Here is a 22595-nt window from a genome sequence, read left to right as displayed (position 1 = left end):
AATGTGCTTAAAACGAATACGTTAGTCCGCCAAATATATTGAAGCCATTTACTTGGTAAAATAAATATCTGTTATAGTTCTTGTTTAAGATGTTGTTCGCCTTAGCAAAAACAGAGAATTTATTATTAATGCGGTAATCTGCACCTAAACCTAAATCTACAAATCCTTTAAGAGTAACAATAGATTCTATTGTTGGGTTCGGAATTAAATATTGAGAAGGAGCTACCGGAGCTGAAGTATTCAGCTTTGCTTTTATATCGTCTTGAATAACAACAGCTGCATTAAAGCTTAGTTTTTTGTTGTAAGTGTAAACAAAGTTCGAACTTACTTTTAAACCAGGTTTAAACCAACTATAAGTTTCCTGGGCAGGTTTATAATCATCAATATTTAATTTACCAGTCCATTTTAAAGCATCGCTTACCTGAACGGAAATTTCACCTTCTAAACCAGTAATTTTTGCTGTTCCAAAATCGTAAATCACATCGAACTTGTTAAAATCGGTAAAGTTGTTAACGAACAAAGGCATATCTTCAACTTGTTTTATGTAGAAACGAGCCTTATAGCCAAAACCTGGTCCGCCGGTTCCTTTAACACCAGCGCTGATACTCAGTTTTTCAACTGTGTTTTTAACCACAATACTGCTGTTTAGCCATGGATTTTCGTCAGTAAAACCTTTCATCGAATTACGGGTAACATCACCTTTTAATTCTCCAAAAACCTGTAAATAATCAGGTATTAAAGTGAAATCTGCTGTAACTGCCGGAAATATTCTAGAACTGCTATAAGCACCAAATTCCTGAACAAAGTTAATTCCTGCTGTAACTTTTGCACCTTTAACTTGCAAGCGGATATAAGGATTTAAGCGCAATAAGTTGTTGCCAACGCTGGTTGTTAAATCTTTTGTAGTTCCAAATTCAGTTGATGCCGCTAAGCCTAAATTCAAAGAGCTGATTCTTTTATTTAAATATCCATTTAAGGTTAAGTAACTTTCTTTAGCACTAAAACTATCATTCCAAAGGTAACCGTTTGCTTTTAAAGCGTAGCTGAAATCATTTTCATCTTCTTTAAAATTCTTCACTAATTCACCTTCTGCTTCTAATAATGTTAAAGCTTGTTTCTGTGGATTAGGATTTAAAGTAGGGCGGGCATCATCGATACCATAAAAGTGTATTCCATTACGTTCAAAGTTAATTCTGCCACTTACCGTATTTTGATCCATAATACTACGACCGAAAACACTTAACTGCTGCGAACTACTATTTTGTTTATTTAGTTTGCCTTCCTGACTGAAATGTTTAAAATATCCCCCAACTTGTAACGCCGGGTCGCGGCCCATGTTTATATAAACTTCGCCAAGTAAAGTTGATAAAGAACCAAAACCACCTTTAACATAATTGTTTATTAATTCGCTTTGCTTTTCGTCAACCAATGCCTGTGCCTGTAATTTCTGGATATCGCTGTTAATCTCCAGTTTTCTATCGGTAACACTATAATTAAGCTTGGCCTTGTAAGTTTTAACATCATCCAAATTAGGACTTCTTCTTAACTTTACTGCCTCGGCTAATATTGGTTTGTAAGGACGAACAACTTCAATTTCTTCGCTTACTGTTGCTTTCTCTTCCTGTTTTTTCTCTTGTGCCTGAACAGTTACTAAACCTGCAGCAAGAAAAAACAATGAGCTATATATATATTTAATCGACTTCATGATTTTACTTCTTCGGGTTTAATTTTTCTAATTTTTGTTTTGCTGTCGGGATGATGTCATCCGTTTTGTTATCATAATTATCGATGATACTTAAAAGCGTACTTTTCGCTTGTAAATTATCTTTCAAGGCGACATAGTTATCCGATAAAAGGATAAAAGCTTTTGCTACCCAATAATCGTAAGATGCCATATTGTTAACTAAATCGAAGCACGTTTTTGATGAGGTTTTATAATCTCCTTTAGTATATTCTAAGAATGCAAGGTTATATTTTGCTTCTGCAGCCGCAATTGTTTTAGTTGTTGCAACCACATTTTTAAATTCTTTTACAGCTGTGGTGGTATCACCTTTTAATAAATAAGCTTTACCGGCATATAAACCAGAACTATTTTTTTCTTCTTCTGATGCTTTTTCAGATTCTTTAGTCAGCTGAGCATATTTAATCATATCGTCAGCAGAGTTAAGCGCCGTGTAAGCTTTTAGCAAATTGTTAATCGCATAGCCGTAATGTGCTTTGTAATCGGTGGTCGTTTCCAGGCGTTTCAGATAAACAATTGCTTCGTTATATTTTTTCTGGTCAAGAAATACTTTAGAAATACTTAATAATGAACGTTCTGTATAATCACTTGTCCAATCATTTAAAATGTATTCATAATCTGCAATTGCATCTTCAGGACGACCAAGTTTTACTAGAGATTCTGCTCTGATAAACTTACCTTCCTTATCGTGAATAGCCTTAGGGAATTTATCGAAATATGCATTTATTGCTTGTAAGGCGCCATTTGCATCACCTTTTAAGTATAAAGTGTTTGCAGCTGCAAATACGATATTATCTTGCTCTGCATTGGAATAATTGCCCAGTGGCGTGGTGCCAGCGTAAGAAATAAAACCGTTAGCATCGCCTTTGTCAACATAAATGTTTTTGATAGATTCCATTGCCTGTTTAGCTTCATCGGCACTTGGGTAATCGCGAATTACTTTTTTGAACGATTCTAAAGCGGCATCGTCCTGGTCTTGGTTATACTGAACCAAACCAATTGTAACCAAAGCTTTTGGAACGTAACTACTACGAGGATATTTCGCCACCAAGCCAACTAAATCTGTTTTAGATTTTTCTAAATCGCCTTTATTAAAGTATGTATAAGCGGTTTCAAAGCCTGCATCATCTGCATAATTGGAGTTAGGGAATTTCTGCAACAAGCTTTGCATTGTTGCAATTTTTGTATCGTATTGGTTTTCCAAACCTTGAATCATCCCTTTTTGGAAAATGGCATAATCCTCAGCACTAGTTTTACGATTGATAATTTTATTGTAATTATTCATCGCATCGCCATAATTTTTATTCACAAAATATGAATCGGCTAAACGAATGGTTGCATCATCAATTGTTTTTTGGTCTTTATCGTTTCCAGCTAAAAAGCGTTCGAAATAAGTTGCTGCTTTGCTGTATTTTTCATCTTCGAAAGCAGAATAAGCCAAAGCATAATTTGCAAAGTTGTAAACACCTGTTTTATCAGCATCTGGCATTTTTAAGAATTTTTCGAATGTAGAAACGGCCTCGCCATATTTACGAAGCTCGTACATCGATTCTGCTTTCCAATAAGTGTTCAATGCGTAAATCTCATTATCTTCTGGGAATTTATCTGAACGCAAAAACATAGATAATGCGTTAGGGAAAGCTCGCTCATTATAAAATTCTAACCCACGGAAATAAGTAACTTTTTGATAAGCTTCTTTAGCTTCTAAATTTTTATCAGGAATTGGTTCAAGAATATCAACCGCTGCCTGGTAATTTTTAGTGGTTAGTAAAACCTCGCCTAATAAAATTTTGGCCTCATTAATTTTTTTTGATTTTGGGAATTGCTTTAAGAAACCTTGTGTAGCTTCTAAAGCTTGCTGATGGAAATTTAGCTCATAACTTAATTTAGCATAGTTTAACCAAGATTCTTCCTGAATAATTTTATCAAAATCTAAACGCGAAGCACGAAAAAATGCACTTTGTGCCTTCTCTTTATTTCCAAGTTGAATAAAAGCCTTACCCAAAGTATGCATACCATTTTGAAGGTAAACATCATCGGTATTTAGTTTTTCTAAAACAGCAACAGACTCTTTGTATTTTTTATTTTGAAAGAGTGAATAGCCGTATTGGTAAATAAATAAATTGTTTTTTGTTTCACTTTTATCTTTAGCATAAAACTCTGCAAAGTATTTTTCAGCATTTTTAAACTCTGATTTTGCGAAATAAGAAGCTGCAACCAAGCTTAACATTTCAGGTTCGAATTGTTGTTTGGTTTTTGCCATTGCAGGAATAGCATAACTGATTACATCATCATAACGCTCATCCAGATAATACATCGAGGTAATGTAATAAGGATAACTCGCCTCATAAGTTGGCGAGCCTTTCAATTTCTCGAAGTTTGCTAACGCTGTTTTATATTCTTTGTTTAAGTAATTAATGTAAGCAAAGTAATAAGTAGCGCTTTCCTGAAACTCACCTTCTTCTTTTTTAACTTTTTCGAAAAGAGGTTCGGCCTTATCATAGTCTTTTAACTGAAAATATGAATAGCCTTGTTTAAACTGGTACTCATTTCTTTGTTTTGCCGAAAGGGTAGAAGGATCAGTTTTTTCGAACCATTCTAAAGCTTTTTCGTAGTTTTTTTGGTTGAAATATGTTTTACCTACATAAAAGTATGCAAGTTTTGTATTAGGATTTAAAGGATAGTCACGAATAAATGATTGAAATAAACTCTCCGCATCGCTATTGGTTAGTTCTAAAGCACAAACTGTTGCGTAGAATTTTGCATTTTCTTTTAATAAAGTTAATTCGGCATTGCTTTCTGATTGAGAAGCTGGTTTAAAACGCTGTTGTTCAACAAGTTTAAATTGCTGCGAGGCGGCAGTATATTTCTCTTTGTCTAATAATTCTAAGCCCGTTTGATAGTTTTTATTGAGGTTTTGCACAGCGCTAACCTGCGCATAGGTGCTAAAACTTCCTGCTAAAAATAGCGGAATTAGTAAGTAATTATTTTTCATTAGTATATATCTTTTTCATTGTTGATGAAGCTATTATAATCGTGCTTTTACTGATTCGCGTAGATTACAATGATTCCATCGGTTTCAAATATGGTTGGTACTAAATTATAAATAGTATCTATGCTTATCAACAGAAGTAATTAACATCTGTTGATAACACAAGTTTAACGAAGGGATTTTCGAATTGGTATAAGTTGATTTAAAGTAATTATTAACAGTTTTAACTTTAAGCTTATCCTTGACTAGCTAATAAATAAAGTACAGCCATTCTAACGGCCACTCCATTTTCAACCTGTTCTAAAATAATAGATTGCTTGCTATCTGCAACATCACTGGTAATCTCCACGCCACGATTAATCGGGCCTGGGTGCATAACGATGATTTCTTTATCCAGATTATCTAAAATTTGTTTGTTTAGGCCATACATCATGGCGTATTCTCTTAGCGAGGGGAAATATTTAATATCTTGGCGTTCTAATTGTATTCTGAGCATATTCGCAACATCGCACCAATTTAAAGCCTTAATTAAATTATGTTCAACCTTTACACCTAGTTGATGGATGTGCTTTGGAATCAATGTTGTTGGACCGCAAACCATTACCTCTGCACCCAAGCGTTGTAAACAAAGTATGTTGGAAATGGCAACTCTCGAGTGTAGAATATCGCCAACAATAACCACTTTTTTGCCAGCAACATCGCCAAGTTTCTGGCGAATTGAGAAAGCATCGAGTAAAGCTTGTGTTGGGTGTTCATGTGCACCATCGCCTGCATTTACAATTTGGGCTTTAACGTGTCGGCTTAAAAACTGACCAGCTCCGGCGTATGGATGGCGCATTACAACCATATCAACTTTCATCGATAAAATGTTGTTTACCGTATCAATTAACGTTTCACCTTTACTTACCGATGAAGATGAAGCTGCAAAATTTACAACATCAGCAGAAAGTCTTTTCTCTGCAAGTTCGAAAGAAAGTTTAGTTCGGGTAGAATTTTCGAAGAAAATATTGGCAATGGTAATATCACGAAGTGAAGGAACCTTTTTAATCGGCCTGTTAATCACTTCCTTAAAATTATCTGCAGTTTCGAAAATCAATTCGATATCATTCCGGTTAATATCTTTAATGCCTAAAAGATGTCGGGTTGATAGTTTGTCTGCTGCCATTTTTTATTTATTGCTTATCTGATAATAATAAAACCTTGTCTTCTGCTCCTTCACTTGCCCAGGTAACTTTAACATGTTGCGAGTTTAAACTATCTACCTGTAAACCAATGTAATCTGGTTCTATTGGTAAATGTCTGCTAAATCTACGATCAATTAAAACCAGCAGTTCAACTTTCTCTGGGCGTCCGTAAGCAAGCAAAGCATCAAGCGCAGCTCTAATTGTTCGGCCAGTCCAAAGTACATCATCGATTAAGATGACTTTTTTGCCTTCGATTATAAAATCTATCGAATTGCTGCTTGCTGTTACCAAGCCATCTTTGCGACGAAAATCATCTCTAAAGAAAGTAATGTCGAGGTTTCCCTTTAAAATTTTCTTGCTTTTTAAAATGCCCTGAAGCTCAGTTTGAATTCTGTCGGCTAAAAACGGTCCTCTCGGCTGAATGCCAATTAAAACGGTATTCGCGAAATCGTCGTGGTTTTCAATTAATTGATGGCAGAGCCTCTTAATTGTAATCTGAATTTTTTGTCCGTCAAGAAGTGTTTTCTTTTGCATTGAAGAAGGATTGGGCAAATATAAGTAAAAAGTAGAAAGTAAAAAGTAGAAAGTGAAAAGTTGTAAAGGTAATTATTGAATTGTTTGATTGTTAAATTGTTATATTTTCAAATGTTAACAGATGAAATTAATTCTTCAATTTTAAAATTAGTAAAGCAGGTTTCTGTGTTCATCGGTTTCGGTAGTCCTGCCATTCGCTGCAATCTTTTTTAACTCCTTTTATGCACTCCATTTTCATCATTGCGTTAAGGAAAGACATAACAATCTTTTTCGTAAGAAATTAAAAAAGTATTTCCGCTGCTGTCAGGTTTAGTTTATTAATGTTAAAAGCTTAAATTTACACTCATAATGAAAGCTCAACCAGTAATTTTTTTCGATGGGGTTTGTAATCTTTGTAATGCCTCGGTTCAGTTCGTAATTGAACACGATAAAGAAAATTACTTCAAATTCAGCGCTTTGCAAGGTGAATATGCGCAAGAAGTTTTGCCGAAATTTAATGTAAATCTTCAAAACTTAAACTCGACATTGTTATTGGAAAACGGGAAGCTTTATACCAAATCTTCTTCAGCATTACGAGTAGCTAAAAAACTAAACGGACTTTGGCCATTGCTATATAGTTTTATAATTGTACCAAAATTTCTTCGCGATTGGGGTTACGATATTATTGCTAAAAACCGCTATAAATGGTGGGGAAAGCAGGAAAGTTGTTGGGTGCCAACACCAGAATTAAAAAGCAAATTTTACAATTAATTTTCCAAGTACCGTTTGGAGTAGGTAATGCCCATCAAATCGTATCGTTTAAACTGTGTTTTTAATCTATTTATAAAATCTGGATAGTTACGTTTTTCCTTTGGGCTCCATAAAATTTCACTCAAAGCATCTAATCGTGGGAATAGTTGATATTGAACTTTAGCTGGATTAGTAATGTACTCGCTCCACAAACAACCTTGTCCGCCCCAAATGTATTTCGCTTGTTCTGCAGTTAACTCTGCCGGAATTGGTTCATAATTGTAAACATCTACAAGTAATGATGGTTTGCTCGCTGTTAAACTATCTTCTTTAATAAATTGACCATGATTAAAGTACATTTTGCTTTCGGGTGTCATAATGGCTTTGTGGTTTTGCTTAGCTGCTTCAATACCACCTTTTTCACCTTGCCAGCTCATTACTACTGCATTTGGTGCTAAACCTCCCTGTAAAATTTCGTTCCAACCAATAATAGTTTTGCCCTTGCTGTTTACAAATTTTTCCATTCTGCGGATGAAATAACTTTGTAATTCGCTTTCGTTTTTCAAGCCATTATCTTTCATGATTTGCTGCGAAACTGCCGATTGTTTCCACCAAATTTTTGATGCTTCGTCGCCACCAATGTGAATGTATTTCGACGGGAATAAATCCATAACTTCGGTTAAAACATTTTCTAAAAATTTAAAAGTTGTATCAGAAGCTTGTAATACATTATTATACTTATTCATCATTCCCCAAGTTTGCGCTACTTCATATTTTTTGTTGGGTTCTGTCCCCAACTCAGGATAAGCGGCAAGTAAAGCCATACTGTGAGCGGGCATTTCAATTTCTGGTATGATAGTGATGTATCGTTTGGCCGCATAATCAAGCACATCTTTAATTTGTTCTTGTGTATAATAACCGCCATGGCGAATGCCATCCGTTTTAATAACGGCATCTTTTGGCGTAATATTAACATTAGTTGTCGAAACCTGATATTTCATTCCCTCATTGCCTTTGCCTGGCCATAAGCCAACAATGCTTCCATTACGCCAGGCGCCAATTTCTGTAAGCTTTGGGTATTTTTTTATCTCAATTCTCCAGCCATGGTCATCGGTTAAATGCCAATGAAAATAGTTCATTTTATGAAGGGCTAAGTAATCTATATATTGTTTTATAAAATCTACCTCAAAAAAATGCCGGCTCACATCAAGGTGCATTCCGCGATAATCAAATCGGGGATGATCGACAATGTTAACAAATGGTATACTTATTGGATTTGCATTAGCAGTGGGTAATAATTGAATAAGTGATTGAATTCCATAAAATACTCCTGATTGTGAAGTACCAACAATAGATAATCCATTTTCAATAGATGATAAAACGTAAGCATTATCGAACTCGTTAACGCTTGCATCTAAACTAAGATTGATATAGTTTTTCTGCGGAGTAATCGTAGTGATATTAAGTTTTAGATTGAAATAATTTTGAAGATAATTATTTAAAAAAATTGCTGAATTGTTCAGTGAAGAATCAATTACTACAATTTGCGTTTTAGCATCTAACAAAAATGGTTTCTTGGTTGTTTCTATTTTTAAATACGCAGGTTGGGGTATAATATTTACTTCCTGTGCCTGTAGATTTAAGCTAAAGGCAATTGATAAAAACAAAAAGATAATCTTATTCATAATAACTCGGTTTTCCTTTTTCAAAAATAATAAAAAACTTCTCCCATTAAAGTTGGCAATATATACATTAATTTTGGCTGCGTATTTGGTGTATTTTAATAAAATCTGTTCCTGTTAATATGAAAATAAGTGTTCTTACACCATCTTTTAATTCTGGTAAATATCTTAAAAGAGCCATTAAAAGTGTGTTAATTCAGAATTATAAAGACTTTGAGCATATAATTGTAGATAGTGCTTCAACTGATGATACGCTATCTATTGTTAAAGAATACACGCATATCAAGTTTCTATCAGAAAAAGATGATGGACAATCAGATGCAATGAACAAAGCATTTAGAATGAGTTCTGGTGATGTAATTGTTTATCTAAATGCAGATGATGAGTTTTTGCCTGAAGCATTTAATACTATAGAATTAGCATTTAAAAATAACGAGAATGCAGATATTGTTGTTGGAAATTTGATTTTTAAAAGCGGAAATAAAAGTTCCTTAAGAATACCATCTATCAGTTATAAGAAAGTACTGCAATATTGGTTAAATCTATTCCCAAACAATCCGGTGAGCTATTTTTATAAACGTAATGTTCAGTTACTTATTGGCGATTTTCCAATTGATGATCATTATTCAATGGATATATGGTTTTTACTTAAAGCATATCAAAGATTTAAGTTAGTTAAAATTGACAAGACACTCGGAGTATTCCATTCAGATGGATTGAATAAAACAACTACCATAAATTTAGGGCAGAATCTTCATAATGCTATTAAAAAACATCTTAAAAATGATAATCCTTTAATGTTTCCATATTTCTATTTTAAATTCATAACAGCAAGGTTTAAATAATTAATTCAACACAAAAAAAGCTCCCGATTTTCATCGGGAGCTTTTAAATTTATCAGTTAAAAAGAACTAGCCTTTTTTAGCTTTGCTTTCTTCGCCTTCTAATTGCGATTTCAATTGAGCCAATACGTCTAAGTCTCCTAAAGTAGATTTCTCTACAGAATCTTTAACTTTTTTCACTGCAGTGATAGATGCTTTAGCTTCTTTTTTCTTAGTCGCTCTTTCTTCTGCTACCGCTTCAGCTTTAACTTCTTCCCAAATACGAGCATGAGAAACAACGATGCGTTTAGCCTCTTTGTTAAACTCGATAATTTTGAAGTCGTTAGTTTCTTCAGCTTTAACCGAAGTACCATCTTCTTTAACCATGTGTTTAGTTGGTACGAAACCTTCTACACCATATGGTAAAGCAATAACAGCACCTTTATCAGTTACTTTAACAACAGTACCTTGGTGAACTGAATCTAAAGTGAAGATAGTTTCAAAAGTATCCCAAGGGTTTTCTTCTAATTGTTTGTGACCTAAGCTTAATTTGCGGTTATCAACATCAAGTTCTAAAACAACAACGTCTAATACATCACCAACTTTAGTGAATTCGTTAGGGTGGTTTACTTTTTTAGACCAAGATAAATCAGAGATATGAATTAAACCATCAATACCTTCTTCGATTTCAACAAAAACACCGAAGTTAGTCATGTTTTTAACAGTTGCCTGGTGCTTGCTTCCAACTGGGAATTTAGCAGCAACTTCTTGCCATGGATCGTTAGATAATTGTTTAATACCTAAGCTCATTTTGCGTTCGTCTCTATCTAAAGTTAAAACTTCAGCTTCGATCTCATCACCAACTTTTAAGAATTCTTGTGGATTTCTTAAGTTTTGTGACCAGCTCATTTCAGAAACGTGTATTAATCCTTCAACACCTGGGATAATTTCTAAGAAAGCACCGTAATCTGCAACAGTTACGATTTTTCCTTTTACTTTAGAACCAACCTGAATGTCGGCACTTAAGTTTTCCCAAGGGTGTGGAGTTAATTGTTTTAAGCCTAAAGCGATACGTTTTTTCTCATCATCGAAATCTAAAACAACAACGTTGATTTTTTCATCTAATGATAATACTTCTTTTGGATGCTCTATGCGGCCCCAAGAAATATCAGTAATGTGAAGTAAACCATCAACACCACCTAAATCGATGAACACACCGAAATCTGTAATGTTTTTAACAGTACCTTCTAATACCTGACCTTTTTCTAATTTAGAAACGATCTCTACTTTTTGGCTTTCTAAATCGTCTTCAATTAACACTTTATGAGAAACTACTACGTTTTTAAACTCATGGTTAATTTTAACAACTTTAAATTCCATTGTTTTACCCACGTATACATCGTAATCGCGGATAGGTTTAATATCAATTTGAGATCCTGGTAAGAAAGCTTCAACGCCCATGATATCAACAATTAAACCACCTTTAGTACGGCTCTTAACGAAACCGTTGATGATTCTATCATTTTCAAGAGCCTCGTTAATTGCTTCCCATGATCTTTGGGTTTTAGCTCTTTTGCGAGAAAGGATCAATTGACCGTTAGCATCTTCTGGTGCTTCAACGAATACGTCAACTGAATCGCCGATTTTTAAATCTGGTGTATCACGGAATTCTGAAGTAGAAACTAAACCGTCTGATTTAAAACCAACGTTTAATACTACATCTTTGTTGTTAATTGAAACAACGATACCGCTAATGATTTCACCTTTAGTGATCTGATTGAAGGTTCCAGCATACATATCTTCAAACTTTTTACGGTCTGCATCATTGTAATTACCGAAAACTTTTTCATCTGCATCCCAATCGAAATCTTCGGTTGGTGTTGCTAATGATGATTTGATCGATTCGATCGAAACTGAATCTGCTTCAGATTCAATAGTTTCTTTTTCAGTTAGGCGTCCGCCTTCTCCCTGAAGTTCAGCTGTTTTAGCTGCTAATTCTTTTTCTGCTACTTGTTTTTTAGCCATTAATTAATTATCTCCTTTTTTCCCTATTTAGGGACTGCAAAGGTAAAACTTTTTTTAATAATGAGAAAGATTTTTTTAATAAATGTTGCTGATTTTAAGGTTATTAGAAATTAGTATCAAGTATTTAGTATCAAGTGTCAAGTTTGGTACAGAAAATAGCGTTTTGTAATTCCCCTCTTTCAAAGGGGGTGCCTATAGGGTGGAGTGTTTCTTTCACATTTTAAATGTGATTTGAAAATGAGCGTTCAATAATTCTTCTGAAACTACAGTCCCGTTATTCGCTTTAGCCTCGCGAAAAAGCTCGGGCTGCCGCTACTATCGGGTTTATGATTTTCGGCTTTCAGCTTTGAATCCACCAAACGTTCCGCTGGAACGAAATAAAATTTGATGCCGTATTATGTTGGCTACCCATGAATCGTCCCGATGGGACGAATTTGGTATATAAAAACTGTTACATGTTTATCGTCCCATTGGGACGATTCATGGGTAGAAAAAAAATGTTTTTTTCGATTTCGTTCCGTAGGAACGTTTGGTGATTAAAATAGATATTTACCTATTTTTTAGAAAATGTCCCCCTTGTAAAACCTTCGCCGATTAAGGTTTTGTCATCTCTAATAAGGAGCATAATGGTATTTTGCTGGTCGTATAATTTAATCATTTCCCCATCAATAACATATTTGGAAGTGAAAATGGAATCTTTATAAGCATCGGTAACGGTTACAGAATCTTTCGATTTAAAGTTGAAGGTTTTATATTGTATATCTTCGTTGCTTGCAAATGTGCCCGAAACTGTTTTCTCTTTAACAAAAGTGATAAAGCAGAAGTAGCCAATTATCAGAATTACAATTGTTGCAAATGCAATTAGAAACTTGTTTCCACTGGCATATTTTAAAGAGAAATATAAGATGGTAATTAATATTAATGCAACAACTGCAAAAAATATAATGTTAGAATAGTTTCCAACTGTTTGTGGGATTGATGCTGAAACAGTACTTTTTGCTACAATTGGTTTTGATGGGGGAGAAATTCTAACAAGAAATTCTTTACTTACCCAACCTTCGCCATTGGTAACTTTAATTTTAAAAAAACTGGTATTTGTAGAGTCTAAAACTGCAACATTTTCATTTTCTGGCAAATAGCCTACAATTTTACTTTTTGGATCTGCTTTTTCTCTAACCCTTAAATTATCAGCAGTTACTCGATAAATATCATTACTTGTTGATGTTGTAGTAGTGCTGCCAGCTGAAGGTTGTGTAGTATTCGATTGTTGTGTGGTCGGTTTAGCTGGAGCTGCAATTTTTTCTAAAAAATCTTTACTTACCCAGCCTTCTCCGTTTTTAAGTTTAATTTTATAAAATTTAGCATCACTGGCATCTAATACAGTAAGCTTTTCATTTTGAGTAATGTTACCAATTACCCTGCTTTTAGTGTCTTTATCCGCTCTAACTCTTAGCTTATCTGCGGTAACGCGGTATAAATCTTGAGCGTTTACACGGTTTGAGAATATAAAAAGAGCGATTATTAGAAAGAAAAATTTATTCATAATTATTAAGATTCTGCAAGCAGGTTAAATATTTTACAATGTCGCTAGAAGCAAACATCGTGCTAAAGAACATCAAAATTAGGAAATACTTTTAATAAGCCTTAAAAAGAATAGAAGGATTTTTAATTACAAAAGTAACTACCAGCTTCCACCAGAACCGCCACCGCCGCTGCTTCCGCCACCCCAACTTCCGCTGCTTGATGATGATGAACCACTAGAAGAAGAGCTACTGCTGCTACTTGATGAAGAACTTTCTACCAACATAGCCAACACTACTGCTTTTATAAAGATTTCATGGTTACAATTAGCACATTCTTGAATTTCTTTTCCCTCGCCTTTATTGCTGTAAGTAGCTCTTCTAATTGTTTCTACTTTTGGCTTTGATAAAGTTTTAAATTTGCATTTAGGACATTCACTATAATCATTGAAATTTTCTGCTGGCCAAGCTTTTATTTGATGTTCTTTATGATTTTTACTTTCCCAAATATCATAGTCATATACAAAAAGTACTTCTTCTTTACGCTGACCTCGATTTAAAAATGGTTTTCCTTCGATATTAATATCTCTATCAACACGAATCATGCTATTTTTATTACTATCTAATAATGGTGTAAATCTTGGTGTTAAATTACTTCTGACTTTAGAATTTCTCAATATCCCAAATAAAACCAGAGGAGAGAGTACAGCGAGAGGCCAAACTTTTTTATTTAAATCTTTTGCTGCATTGAAGAAGTTTTCATCATCGACATGTGCTTTTCTTAATGTGGATAAAGCGCCTAAATACCTAAAGAAAAGAAATATAGATAATACTATATAAAGTATTATTGGCACATTTTTAAAACCGATGTTTATACTTTTAAAATCAAATACAAAAGCCCAAACAAAGAAAGAGATGAAAAGAAAGAAAAATAACCCACCACAGCCCCCAGCCATGGTTTTATCATAATTATTTATGGTTGTTTTGTTTTTTTTACTTTTATAAGTAGGTAGCTTTTTTCTGATGAAAATAAATGCAAATACAAAAATTACAATAATCGTAACTGAATAAACTGCTGGGTCTTTCCATTCGGTCTTGCTTTTATTGGTGTCTGCAATTAGCGATTGGATCTCGCTTTCATTATTGGGGTTATTTAAAAAATCGGAAATTGCATTTAATGAATTTGCAATGCCTTCATCGTAATTTTGTGCTCGAAATGCAGGTAGAAGATTTCTTTCTGCAATGTGTTTCAACTTTACATCTGGCAATAAGCCTTCTAAACCGTAACCAGTAATAAAACGGTAATTCCTTCTATCTATCGATGCAAACAAAAGCAATCCATTGTTAACCTCTTTTTTGCCAATTCCCCATTTTCTAAACAATTGCATCCCAAATTCAAATTCATCTAAATTAGAATCAAAATCGTGTACAATTACTACGGCGATTTCTGTTTTAGTTTGCTTTTCAATTCGAGTAATCAGCCTATTTAGCGAATCTACATTATTAAGAATACCATCCGGATCGCTAACATAGAAATCTTGTCCAAGTTTTTTTGGATCTGGAATCTCATCAACGGTATATTTTTTCTGAGCGTAGTTATTTAAACCCGCAAAGAGGAATAAAAAGAAGAATATATTTTTCATTTAAAGATTATTGTTATGAAGAACAACATGTGGTTTTTAGTGGCTGTTCTACATGAGGCAATATTTATTCTTTTAGTATTTTTAACAATACTTTATCTAGCTTGGTTTTATCCTTCATGTAAGCTTCTAGATCAAAAAGTTTTACAGATTTAAATTCAATGGGATGGCTTTCGCTTTGTAATGAGATGTAACCAGATTTTAATGGTTTTCCATCAACTTTAATTTTCGGATCATAATTTGAAACATTACCACCTCCAATTTGTGGTTTAGTATATTCCAAAACAACTTCACCTTCTATAATATGTTTGATTACAGAATCGCCTAAAACTAAAAATTCTGCTGTAACCCATTGGTCGCCGGCATAGGTTTTGGATTTAGAATCTAAACAGTGTTGAGTAAATAGTTTTCCATCGAAAAAAATGTTAGTTCCAGGCGTGCATACATTACTTGTGTGCCTCTCATGTTCGCCGTCGCCACCTAAAATTTGCCCTTCAATGGAGATTGGGAAATCCTGATCTTTAAGCATTGTTTCTGGAGCCTGGCAATGCAACATTGTGCCGCTGTTTCTTAATGCCCAGCCTTCGCCACCTTTTGCTTGCTCGCCAACAAAGCGATAGGTAACTTTTAACAGGTAAGCAGAAAATGGTTTTTTATAGAAGATATGCCCATATTGCTGATCGAAATTCTGATAGCCATCATAACTAACTTTCATTAATCCATTCTCTACGCGAAAAGTATTTGCATAATTATCATTAAGGTCGTGTTTGGAAATTTTAACTTTCCAGTCTTTTAAATCTTTTCCGTTAAAAAGATTTATCCAACCTTTTTGAGCATTAGCCTGCAAAGAAATAAATAAAAATAATACCGCTAGTATCGAGAAGATTTTATGTTTCATATAATTAGGGTTAGATGCTAAAAATATGAAATAAATTTAACCCTATAATTAATTATTCAGAAAAGGTTGTACTCTTTCTAAAGCGAATGCAAGTTGTTCTTCTTGTGTTAAATTTGTATTATCTAGAATTATTGCGTCTTCTGCTCTAACTAAAGGACTTTCTTTTCGGGTTGTGTCAGCATAATCACGGTGTGCAAGGTTTTCGAATACTTCTTCTAAAGTAGTTTCATTATTCCCTTTACTTTCTAGTTCTTTAAACCTTCTCTCCGCTCTGATTTTTGGGTCAGCCGTCATAAAAAACTTTACTGGTGCATCAGGGAAAACCGTTGTGCCAATATCGCGGCCATCCATTACAATGTTTTTAGATTTACCCATGCGTTGTTGTTGTTTTACCATTTCATGGCGAACAATTTTATGTGCAGAAACTTCGCTTACGTTCTCAGAAACAGGCATTAATCTAATCTCGTCAGAAACTTCTTCGCCATTTAAGGTAATGTGAGATTCATAATCTCGTGCATGAAAATTTAGTTCAATGTGTTTTAAAGCGTCAGTTACTTTGGCATCATTATTAATATCGATATGGTTTCTTAAAAAATATAAAGTTACGGCACGATACATTGCTCCGCTATCTATATAAATGAAACTTAATCTTTTAGCTAATGCTTTTGCAAGCGTACTTTTTCCACAAGATGAATAGCCATCAATAGCTATTACTAAATTTTTCTTCATTGTGCAGCAAAGGTAAAAAACCTAACTGAATTTATTTGTCGAATTTTGCAATCCAAACCGAGTTATAAGGATGTAGCCAACCCTCGTGCTGTAAATACCAAAATAATCCCTCATCAATTCTAAAGGCAAATAGGCCCCCAAGAACATGATTTGCATTAAAAGTGGTGTAATTTTTACGGTAATGGAAATATGTTATAAGTGTTGCCTTTTTTTGATTACCATCATCAACAATTTCTAATGTACAAGGGTCAAAAGCTGCTGCAAATCTAAAATTACCGTTAAAGCGTTCTCCCCATTTATTCCACTCAACCTGATGTTTACCTTTTTTATTGATTACGGCCTGAATATCTGGAGCACTTAGGTAATCACCATCATAAAAAATTCTCGTTTTACTTTCTTTAGGGAATAAAAGATAAAAATTTTGAATGCTGGCTTCGGGAAAAGGAATAATGTCGCCAACAGTTATAATTAGCAAAGTGCCATATATTGCAGCCTTTTCTTTGAATCTTAAATGGTAGCCTTTATTTATTTGAGCTTGAAAAGCTTCTGCATGCCGATTATACTGTTTAAGATTATATGGAGTTGATAAGAGAAAAATTAGAAAACCAGAGCATAATAATATAGTAATAAACCTTCTGTTTTTTTGAAGGAAAAATGCAACTATTGCTAAAACTAAAGTTAATGCTAACACATAAAAAATATGTAAAGAGTAGCAGAATGTCCAGAGTAAGAAGAATAAAAAGATGATGCAAATAGCTAGGAATAGAATTGTTTTTAAAAAACGTAGAAGTTTTTTACCGAAAGTATTTATTGTCATGGGACGTTTTTAGCTCAAAGCTTATTTAGATTGATTTTATGAAGTTAAAATTTCTGAATGAATAAACAAAATCTATAAATTGATAGATGGCAAATTTAACATTTTTTGTTATCGTTTTTCGAGATATATTTGGCGTTTTAAATAAGACGAAATTTTGCACTAATGTTACCAGATAGAGAACAAATTTTAAAAAGTGTAACCTTTAAAACCTCAAGAAGCGGAGGGAAGGGTGGTCAAAATGTAAATAAAGTTTCGAGCAAGGTTGAGCTGATTTTTAATGTAAGTGAAGCCGATTTTTTAAATGATGATGAAAAGGAACTTTTAAAATTAAGATTAGAAAACCGATTAGATTCTGAAGGGTTACTCCATATCGTTTCTCAGGAAGATAGAAGTCAGCTTCTAAATAAGGAAAAAACGGTTATTAAGTTAATCGAGCTTATTAAGAAATCTCTTGTTGTACAGAAAAAGAGAAAACCTACCAAAATACCGAAAAGAGTAATAGAGAAGCGACTTAAAAGTAAGGCGGCTGTTTCTGAAAAGAAAAAAAACAGATTCACGCCCGATTTTTAGAGTAGTTTCTTATTTTTTTTGTATTTCAGTACGTTGCGAGTTGTTTATCGAAAGCTTTATTCCGATGTAACTAATTTTCGAGTTGATTGATTAAGTTTGGATACACACAAAAATGAAAAACATGAAAAAAACTCTATTAACGCTGGCCGTATTGGTTCTTCTTGCTTCCTGCAAGAAGAATTCCGATGAAATTATTGAACCTATTAAACCTTTATCGCCAGATATACCATTGGCAGTAACAGGGGCTACAAAAGAAACTGAAGCCATTTATCCATCATCTACTTTATATAATTATTTAGGTTACGGTTATGATGCTACAGAAAACTTTAATAGTGAAAGTTCTATCAGGGCAAATGTGGTTGATATGCCAGGCTTTGATGCTGATCCATTGCATACTGTTAGTTTAAATTTGGGTACTAAGTCTTCTTGGACAACTATTGTCGCTAAAAATGCAGTAGATTTATCAGAGAAATTCTCAAATTCCCATAAAGAAACAAAAGGTTTAAGACTATTTGCAAATACACTAATCGAAGCATTTCCTGGTGCAGCTGTAACTGATAAAAAATATATTTACGGATACTATTCTTTTTACATGATTAGAAAAACACTAAGGTTTTATTATGATCAATCGGTCAATAATTTCTTATCAAACCAATTTAAACAAGATGTGAATTTATTGAATGCCGAGAACCTGATTAAAAAATATGGTACTCACATTTTAATTGGCTTAAATGTAGGTGCAAAATTTGATGTTATTTATCAGGCAGAAGCCTTAGGTGAAAACAAAGAGGAAATTAGTAATGAGGGTTTTAATTATGCCCTAAAAAGAGCATTTGGTCTGTTTAGTGGGAGTTTAGATGATGTAAAATTAATTAATTTACATAAAAATTCTTCTGCAAAAGTTTATTATAGCTCAATAGGTGGAGACATTCGAAAACTGGAAACACAAAAAATTAATGATAGAACATTTTTAAATATTTCCAATTGGGTTTCCACTACCACAGAAGATAAGGCAAGGTTTATGGGTGTTTTAAATGAGGGCCTTGTTCCAATTTATAACTTTATCGATGACAAGGTTAAAAAAGCTGAGGTTAAAGCTTATTTAGAACAATATTTTGCAGTTAAGGCAATGAAACTGACGAATTAACTTATATTTTTATATGGGATGATTCAACTCATCCCATATAAAATATTCCTAATTACTTCCCAAATCTGTAATACAAACTCAAGCCTCCGTAATTCTGCGCTTTGGCAACACTTTTAACTTCTTTTGTTTTAAAAATTACATTAAAATCTGCTGTAAATCTTTTTGAGCTGTAATTAACTCCAAATTGTTGCTCAAAAACTATCGGTTTAACGCCAAAAGTTAGCGGACTATCATTTTTAAAGAGACTTCCTTGTATAGTTGCATCATAAGCAACAATATTTAACTGAGGTTTGGCATAAAAGAAGAATTCGGAATTGTTTAAACTTTTCGTTTTTGCATCTCCAATAACTGCATTATGGTAGGCACTATTAAATAACTGGTTCAATTTCCCGGCTCTAAATAAAACAGAAGCACCAAAACCGTTAAATGTTGTACCTAAATTTGCATAGCCTTGCCCACTAAAATCTACTGCATTATCACTAGAGCGATGGATAAGCTTACTGTAATTTCCTGATAGGTTAACAGCAACTTCATTTTTTATTTGATATTCCCAGCCGGCAGGTGTGTAAAAACCAACTGTTTTATGTAGAAATTTCTGTGCATCTTCAGCTAAAGAATTAGGGCCAACCGTTCCGATTTCAATACTTGTTTTAAGCACACTTTCCTTTTTGTAGAAAACAGAGTAGGCTGCACCAGCATATAAATAACCTGCAAAAGGTCTGTCTTGATCTTCTTTTTTTTCCACCATTCCCCAATATGGAGTGTATATTTTCTGTCCAGCAGAAATTTCAAAAGTTTTCTTTTCGATATTTTCGGCAAATTGGTCTGGATTTATTGCGCTGCGATAATAGATAAACAAACCATTCGTATAGTATCTATCATTTAGAGTTGCCAGATATGCATCATTTTCGGTTTTGAAACCGAATTCGTTTTTAAAGTTTTGTGCTTTTGCAGCATCAACTATAAAACAAAGCAAAAGAAAAGTTAAAATCGATTTCATAAAAAAGTCCCGATGTTTATCGGGACTATAAAAGTATCTATTGTAAATGATATAATTAATCCAAGGATTAAATTAAATTTGAATATTACTAATTAGTTAACAATCGTTGTTGGTTTTATACTTAAATCCAAAGGTTTTTTAACCTTATTTTTTAACAAAGCCAAGTCGATTACTTCACTCATTTCAGAAACATAGTGAAATTTTAAGTCTTTAATATAGCTTTCTTTAATTTCTAAAATATCTTTTCGATTGCTTTTACAAAGAATAATTTCTTTAATGTTTGCTCTTTTCGCAGCCAGTATTTTTTCTTTAATTCCGCCAACTGGTAAGACTTTTCCACGTAACGTAATTTCTCCGGTCATGGCTAAATGCTGTTTAACTTTTCTTTGTGTAAATGCCGAAGTTAAAGCGGTAAGCATTGTTATACCAGCCGATGGGCCATCTTTAGGGGTTGCACCAGCAGGTACGTGTACATGAACATCCCAGTTATCAAACAGTGTATAATCGATACCGAATTCATTTGCATGAGCACGTAAATAGGCGAGGGCAATAACTGCAGATTCCTTCATTACATCGCCAAGATTACCCGTTAAAGTTAGTTTTCCTTTACCTGGGCTTAAACTCGATTCGATGAAGAGAATATCGCCACCTACGCTTGTCCAGGCTAAACCTGTAACAACGCCTGCAACTTCATTACCTTCATATAAATCCTTATCATAAATTGGTGCACCAAGAATTCTTTCAACATCCTCATTAGTTAAAGTAACATTGTATTCTTCTTCCATTGCAATTTTTGTTGCAACACCACGAACTAACGAACCAACTTTTTTCTCTAAACCACGCACACCACTTTCGCGGGTATAATCTTCAATTACCTTTTCGATTAAGGCAGGTTTAAGAACAATGTCTTTTAATTTTAAACCATGATTTTCTTTTTGCTTAGGCAACAAGAATTTCTTGGCAATCTCTATTTTCTCTTCAATTGTATAACCATTCACTTCAATAATTTCCATACGATCTAATAAAGCTGGCTGTATGGTACTTAATGAATTTGCTGTGGCGATGAATAAAATGTTTGATAAATCATAATCCATTTCAACATAATGATCATAGAAAGCATTGTTTTGCTCCGGATCTAAAACCTCAAGCAAAGCTGATGAAGGATCGCCCCGGTGATCGGTGCCAACTTTATCAATCTCATCTAAAACAAAAACTGGATTATCTGCACCGGCCTTTTTAATTGATGAAATAATACGGCCTGGCATTGCACCAATATAGGTTTTACGGTGACCACGGATTTCAGCTTCATCGCGGATACCGCCTAAAGCCATACGCACATATTTACGGCCTAAAGCTTTTGCAATAGATTTACCCAACGATGTTTTTCCAACCCCGGGAGGGCCAACTAAACATAAAATAGGCGCTTTCATATTTCTTTTCAACTTTAGCACCGCTAAATATTCGATAATCCGTTGTTTAACTTTTTCAAGTCCGAAGTGATCTTTATCTAAAATTCTTTGCGCTCTTTTTAAGTCGAAATTATCTTTCGTAAATTCACTCCACGGTAAATCTAAAAGCAACTCTAAATAATTCAACTGTACAGAATAATCTGGCGCTGCAGGATTCATGCGACCCAATTTATCAAGCTCTTTATCAAAGTGTGCAAAAACCTCTGCCGACCATTTTTTCTTTTTGGCTCTTTCCTGAAGCGCATCAAATTCTATATCAGCCGAACTACCGCCAAGTTCTTCTTGTATCGTTTTTAACTGCTGATTTAAAAAATAATCTCGTTGTTGTTTATCTAAATCGGTACGAACCTTAGATTGGATTTGATTTCTCAATTCCAGCATCTGTAACTCCACCATTAAAAGATCCATAACTTTCTGTGCTCTTTCTGATAAACTATCCATTTCCAGGATTTTTTGCTTATCAGACATTTCGGCATTCATATTCGATGATATGAAGTTTATCAAAAAGGAATTGCTTTCAATGTTTTTAAGCGCAATGCTGGCTTCGCTTGGAATGTTAGGAGAAAGCTGAATAATTTGTGCAGACATTTCACGAATAGAAGCAATAAGTGCTTTAAATTCCTTATCTGTTTTATGTTTTTGCTCTTCAAATTTCTTAACCGAAGCCTTTATATATGGTTCATTTTGTACTTCTGCTAACAAACTGAAGCGCTGTTTACCTTGAATGATAACAGTTGTATTCCCATCCGGCATTTGCAATAGCTTAATAATGTTTGCAACTGTGCCGACAGTATTTAATTGCTCAAAAGTTGGATCTTCGATAGAAACATCTTTTTGAGAAACAACACCAATAATCTTATTTCCTTTATAAGCTTCCTTAATTAACTTAATGGATTTATCTCTTCCAACGGTAATCGGAATAACTACACCCGGAAATAAAACTGTATTGCGCAATGGCAATATGGCTAAAACTTCAGGGGTTTCCTCGTTATTCATATCCTCTTCATCTTGTTGAGACATTAAGGGGAAAAATTCGGTATCTTCGTTTATAATTGGCATCGCATTATTAAAATCAAATATATCTTCTTTACTCATTA

At 33.9% G+C, this 22595-nt stretch carries 17 protein-coding genes; 4 read left to right on the top strand and 13 right to left on the bottom strand.

Annotated features, from left to right (window positions below; genetic code table 11):
- Positions 1-7: 7 nt before the first annotated feature.
- The 4 genes from ACFOUY_RS01575 to pyrR all read right to left on the bottom strand — a co-directional run bounded on the left by ACFOUY_RS01575 (position 8) and on the right by pyrR (position 6451).
- Positions 8-1705: a hypothetical protein gene (locus ACFOUY_RS01575; RefSeq protein ID WP_378958687.1), complete on the bottom strand. Its 1698-nt coding sequence runs from the start codon at positions 1703-1705 to the stop codon at positions 8-10.
- Between the two features lie 4 nt (positions 1706-1709).
- On the bottom strand, positions 1710-4736 hold the full coding sequence (locus ACFOUY_RS01570) for a tetratricopeptide repeat protein (protein ID WP_378958686.1): 3027 nt from the start codon (positions 4734-4736) through the stop codon (positions 1710-1712).
- Positions 4737-4968: 232 nt separating this feature from the next.
- Positions 4969-5898, bottom strand: coding sequence for an aspartate carbamoyltransferase catalytic subunit (locus ACFOUY_RS01565; RefSeq protein ID WP_378958685.1), 930 nt, complete (start codon positions 5896-5898; stop codon positions 4969-4971).
- A gap of 7 nt (positions 5899-5905) precedes the next feature.
- On the bottom strand, positions 5906-6451 hold the full coding sequence (pyrR, locus tag ACFOUY_RS01560) for a bifunctional pyr operon transcriptional regulator/uracil phosphoribosyltransferase PyrR (protein ID WP_316764003.1): 546 nt from the start codon (positions 6449-6451) through the stop codon (positions 5906-5908).
- Positions 6452-6799: 348 nt separating this feature from the next.
- On the opposite strand from pyrR, the gene ACFOUY_RS01555 reads away from it, so the two are divergent.
- Positions 6800-7201, top strand: a complete 402-nt coding sequence (locus ACFOUY_RS01555; protein WP_378958684.1) for a thiol-disulfide oxidoreductase DCC family protein — start codon at positions 6800-6802, stop codon at positions 7199-7201.
- Here the strand turns inward: ACFOUY_RS01555 and ACFOUY_RS01550 are convergent.
- Complete coding sequence (locus ACFOUY_RS01550; RefSeq protein ID WP_378958683.1) at positions 7198-8865, bottom strand: beta-N-acetylhexosaminidase; 1668 nt, start codon at positions 8863-8865, stop codon at positions 7198-7200. The genes ACFOUY_RS01555 and ACFOUY_RS01550 overlap by 4 nt on opposite strands.
- Before the next feature lie 119 nt (positions 8866-8984).
- On the opposite strand from ACFOUY_RS01550, the gene ACFOUY_RS01545 reads away from it, so the two are divergent.
- On the top strand, positions 8985-9707 hold the full coding sequence (locus ACFOUY_RS01545) for a glycosyltransferase family 2 protein (RefSeq protein ID WP_378958682.1): 723 nt from the start codon (positions 8985-8987) through the stop codon (positions 9705-9707).
- Between the two features lie 66 nt (positions 9708-9773).
- Here ACFOUY_RS01545 and rpsA read toward each other — a convergent pair whose 3' ends face one another.
- The 6 genes from rpsA to ACFOUY_RS01515 all read right to left on the bottom strand — a co-directional run bounded on the left by rpsA (position 9774) and on the right by ACFOUY_RS01515 (position 17312).
- Entirely contained in the window at positions 9774-11708 is a 1935-nt protein-coding gene (gene rpsA, locus ACFOUY_RS01540; protein ID WP_378958681.1) for a 30S ribosomal protein S1, read from the bottom strand.
- A gap of 553 nt (positions 11709-12261) precedes the next feature.
- The gene (locus ACFOUY_RS01535) at positions 12262-13251 is read right to left on the bottom strand and encodes an SH3 domain-containing protein (protein WP_378958679.1); all 990 of its coding nucleotides are present in this window, start codon (positions 13249-13251) and stop codon (positions 12262-12264) included.
- Positions 13252-13389: 138 nt separating this feature from the next.
- Complete coding sequence (locus ACFOUY_RS01530) at positions 13390-14871, bottom strand: TPM domain-containing protein (protein ID WP_378958678.1); 1482 nt, start codon at positions 14869-14871, stop codon at positions 13390-13392.
- Positions 14872-14935: 64 nt separating this feature from the next.
- The gene (locus tag ACFOUY_RS01525; protein ID WP_378958677.1) at positions 14936-15766 is read right to left on the bottom strand and encodes a 3-keto-disaccharide hydrolase; all 831 of its coding nucleotides are present in this window, start codon (positions 15764-15766) and stop codon (positions 14936-14938) included.
- 48 nt (positions 15767-15814) lie between these two features.
- Complete coding sequence (gene cmk, locus ACFOUY_RS01520) at positions 15815-16495, bottom strand: (d)CMP kinase (RefSeq protein WP_378958676.1); 681 nt, start codon at positions 16493-16495, stop codon at positions 15815-15817.
- A 31-nt stretch (positions 16496-16526) separates the two neighbouring features.
- Positions 16527-17312 (bottom strand): hypothetical protein, encoded by a 786-nt coding sequence (locus tag ACFOUY_RS01515; RefSeq protein ID WP_378958675.1) that lies wholly within the window; start codon positions 17310-17312, stop codon positions 16527-16529.
- A 162-nt stretch (positions 17313-17474) separates the two neighbouring features.
- On the opposite strand from ACFOUY_RS01515, the gene arfB reads away from it, so the two are divergent.
- Both arfB and ACFOUY_RS01505 read left to right on the top strand, forming a co-directional pair.
- Complete coding sequence (gene arfB, locus ACFOUY_RS01510) at positions 17475-17882, top strand: alternative ribosome rescue aminoacyl-tRNA hydrolase ArfB (RefSeq protein ID WP_378958674.1); 408 nt, start codon at positions 17475-17477, stop codon at positions 17880-17882.
- Between the two features lie 121 nt (positions 17883-18003).
- Positions 18004-19029: an MAC/perforin domain-containing protein gene (locus tag ACFOUY_RS01505; RefSeq protein WP_378958673.1), complete on the top strand. Its 1026-nt coding sequence runs from the start codon at positions 18004-18006 to the stop codon at positions 19027-19029.
- A 52-nt stretch (positions 19030-19081) separates the two neighbouring features.
- Here the strand turns inward: ACFOUY_RS01505 and ACFOUY_RS01500 are convergent, their stop codons facing one another.
- Positions 19082-20029, bottom strand: coding sequence for a lipid A deacylase LpxR family protein (locus ACFOUY_RS01500; protein WP_378958672.1), 948 nt, complete (start codon positions 20027-20029; stop codon positions 19082-19084).
- Positions 20030-20121: 92 nt separating this feature from the next.
- Positions 20122-22593: an endopeptidase La gene (gene lon, locus ACFOUY_RS01495; protein ID WP_378958671.1), complete on the bottom strand. Its 2472-nt coding sequence runs from the start codon at positions 22591-22593 to the stop codon at positions 20122-20124.
- Positions 22594-22595 lie beyond the last annotated feature (2 nt).

The organism is Pedobacter jamesrossensis, assembly GCF_042650905.1.
Taxonomy (GTDB): Bacteria; Bacteroidota; Bacteroidia; order Sphingobacteriales; family Sphingobacteriaceae; genus Pedobacter; species Pedobacter jamesrossensis.
The sequence above is the reverse complement of the archived record's forward strand: the minus strand, read 5'-3'. Positions and strand labels throughout refer to the sequence as shown.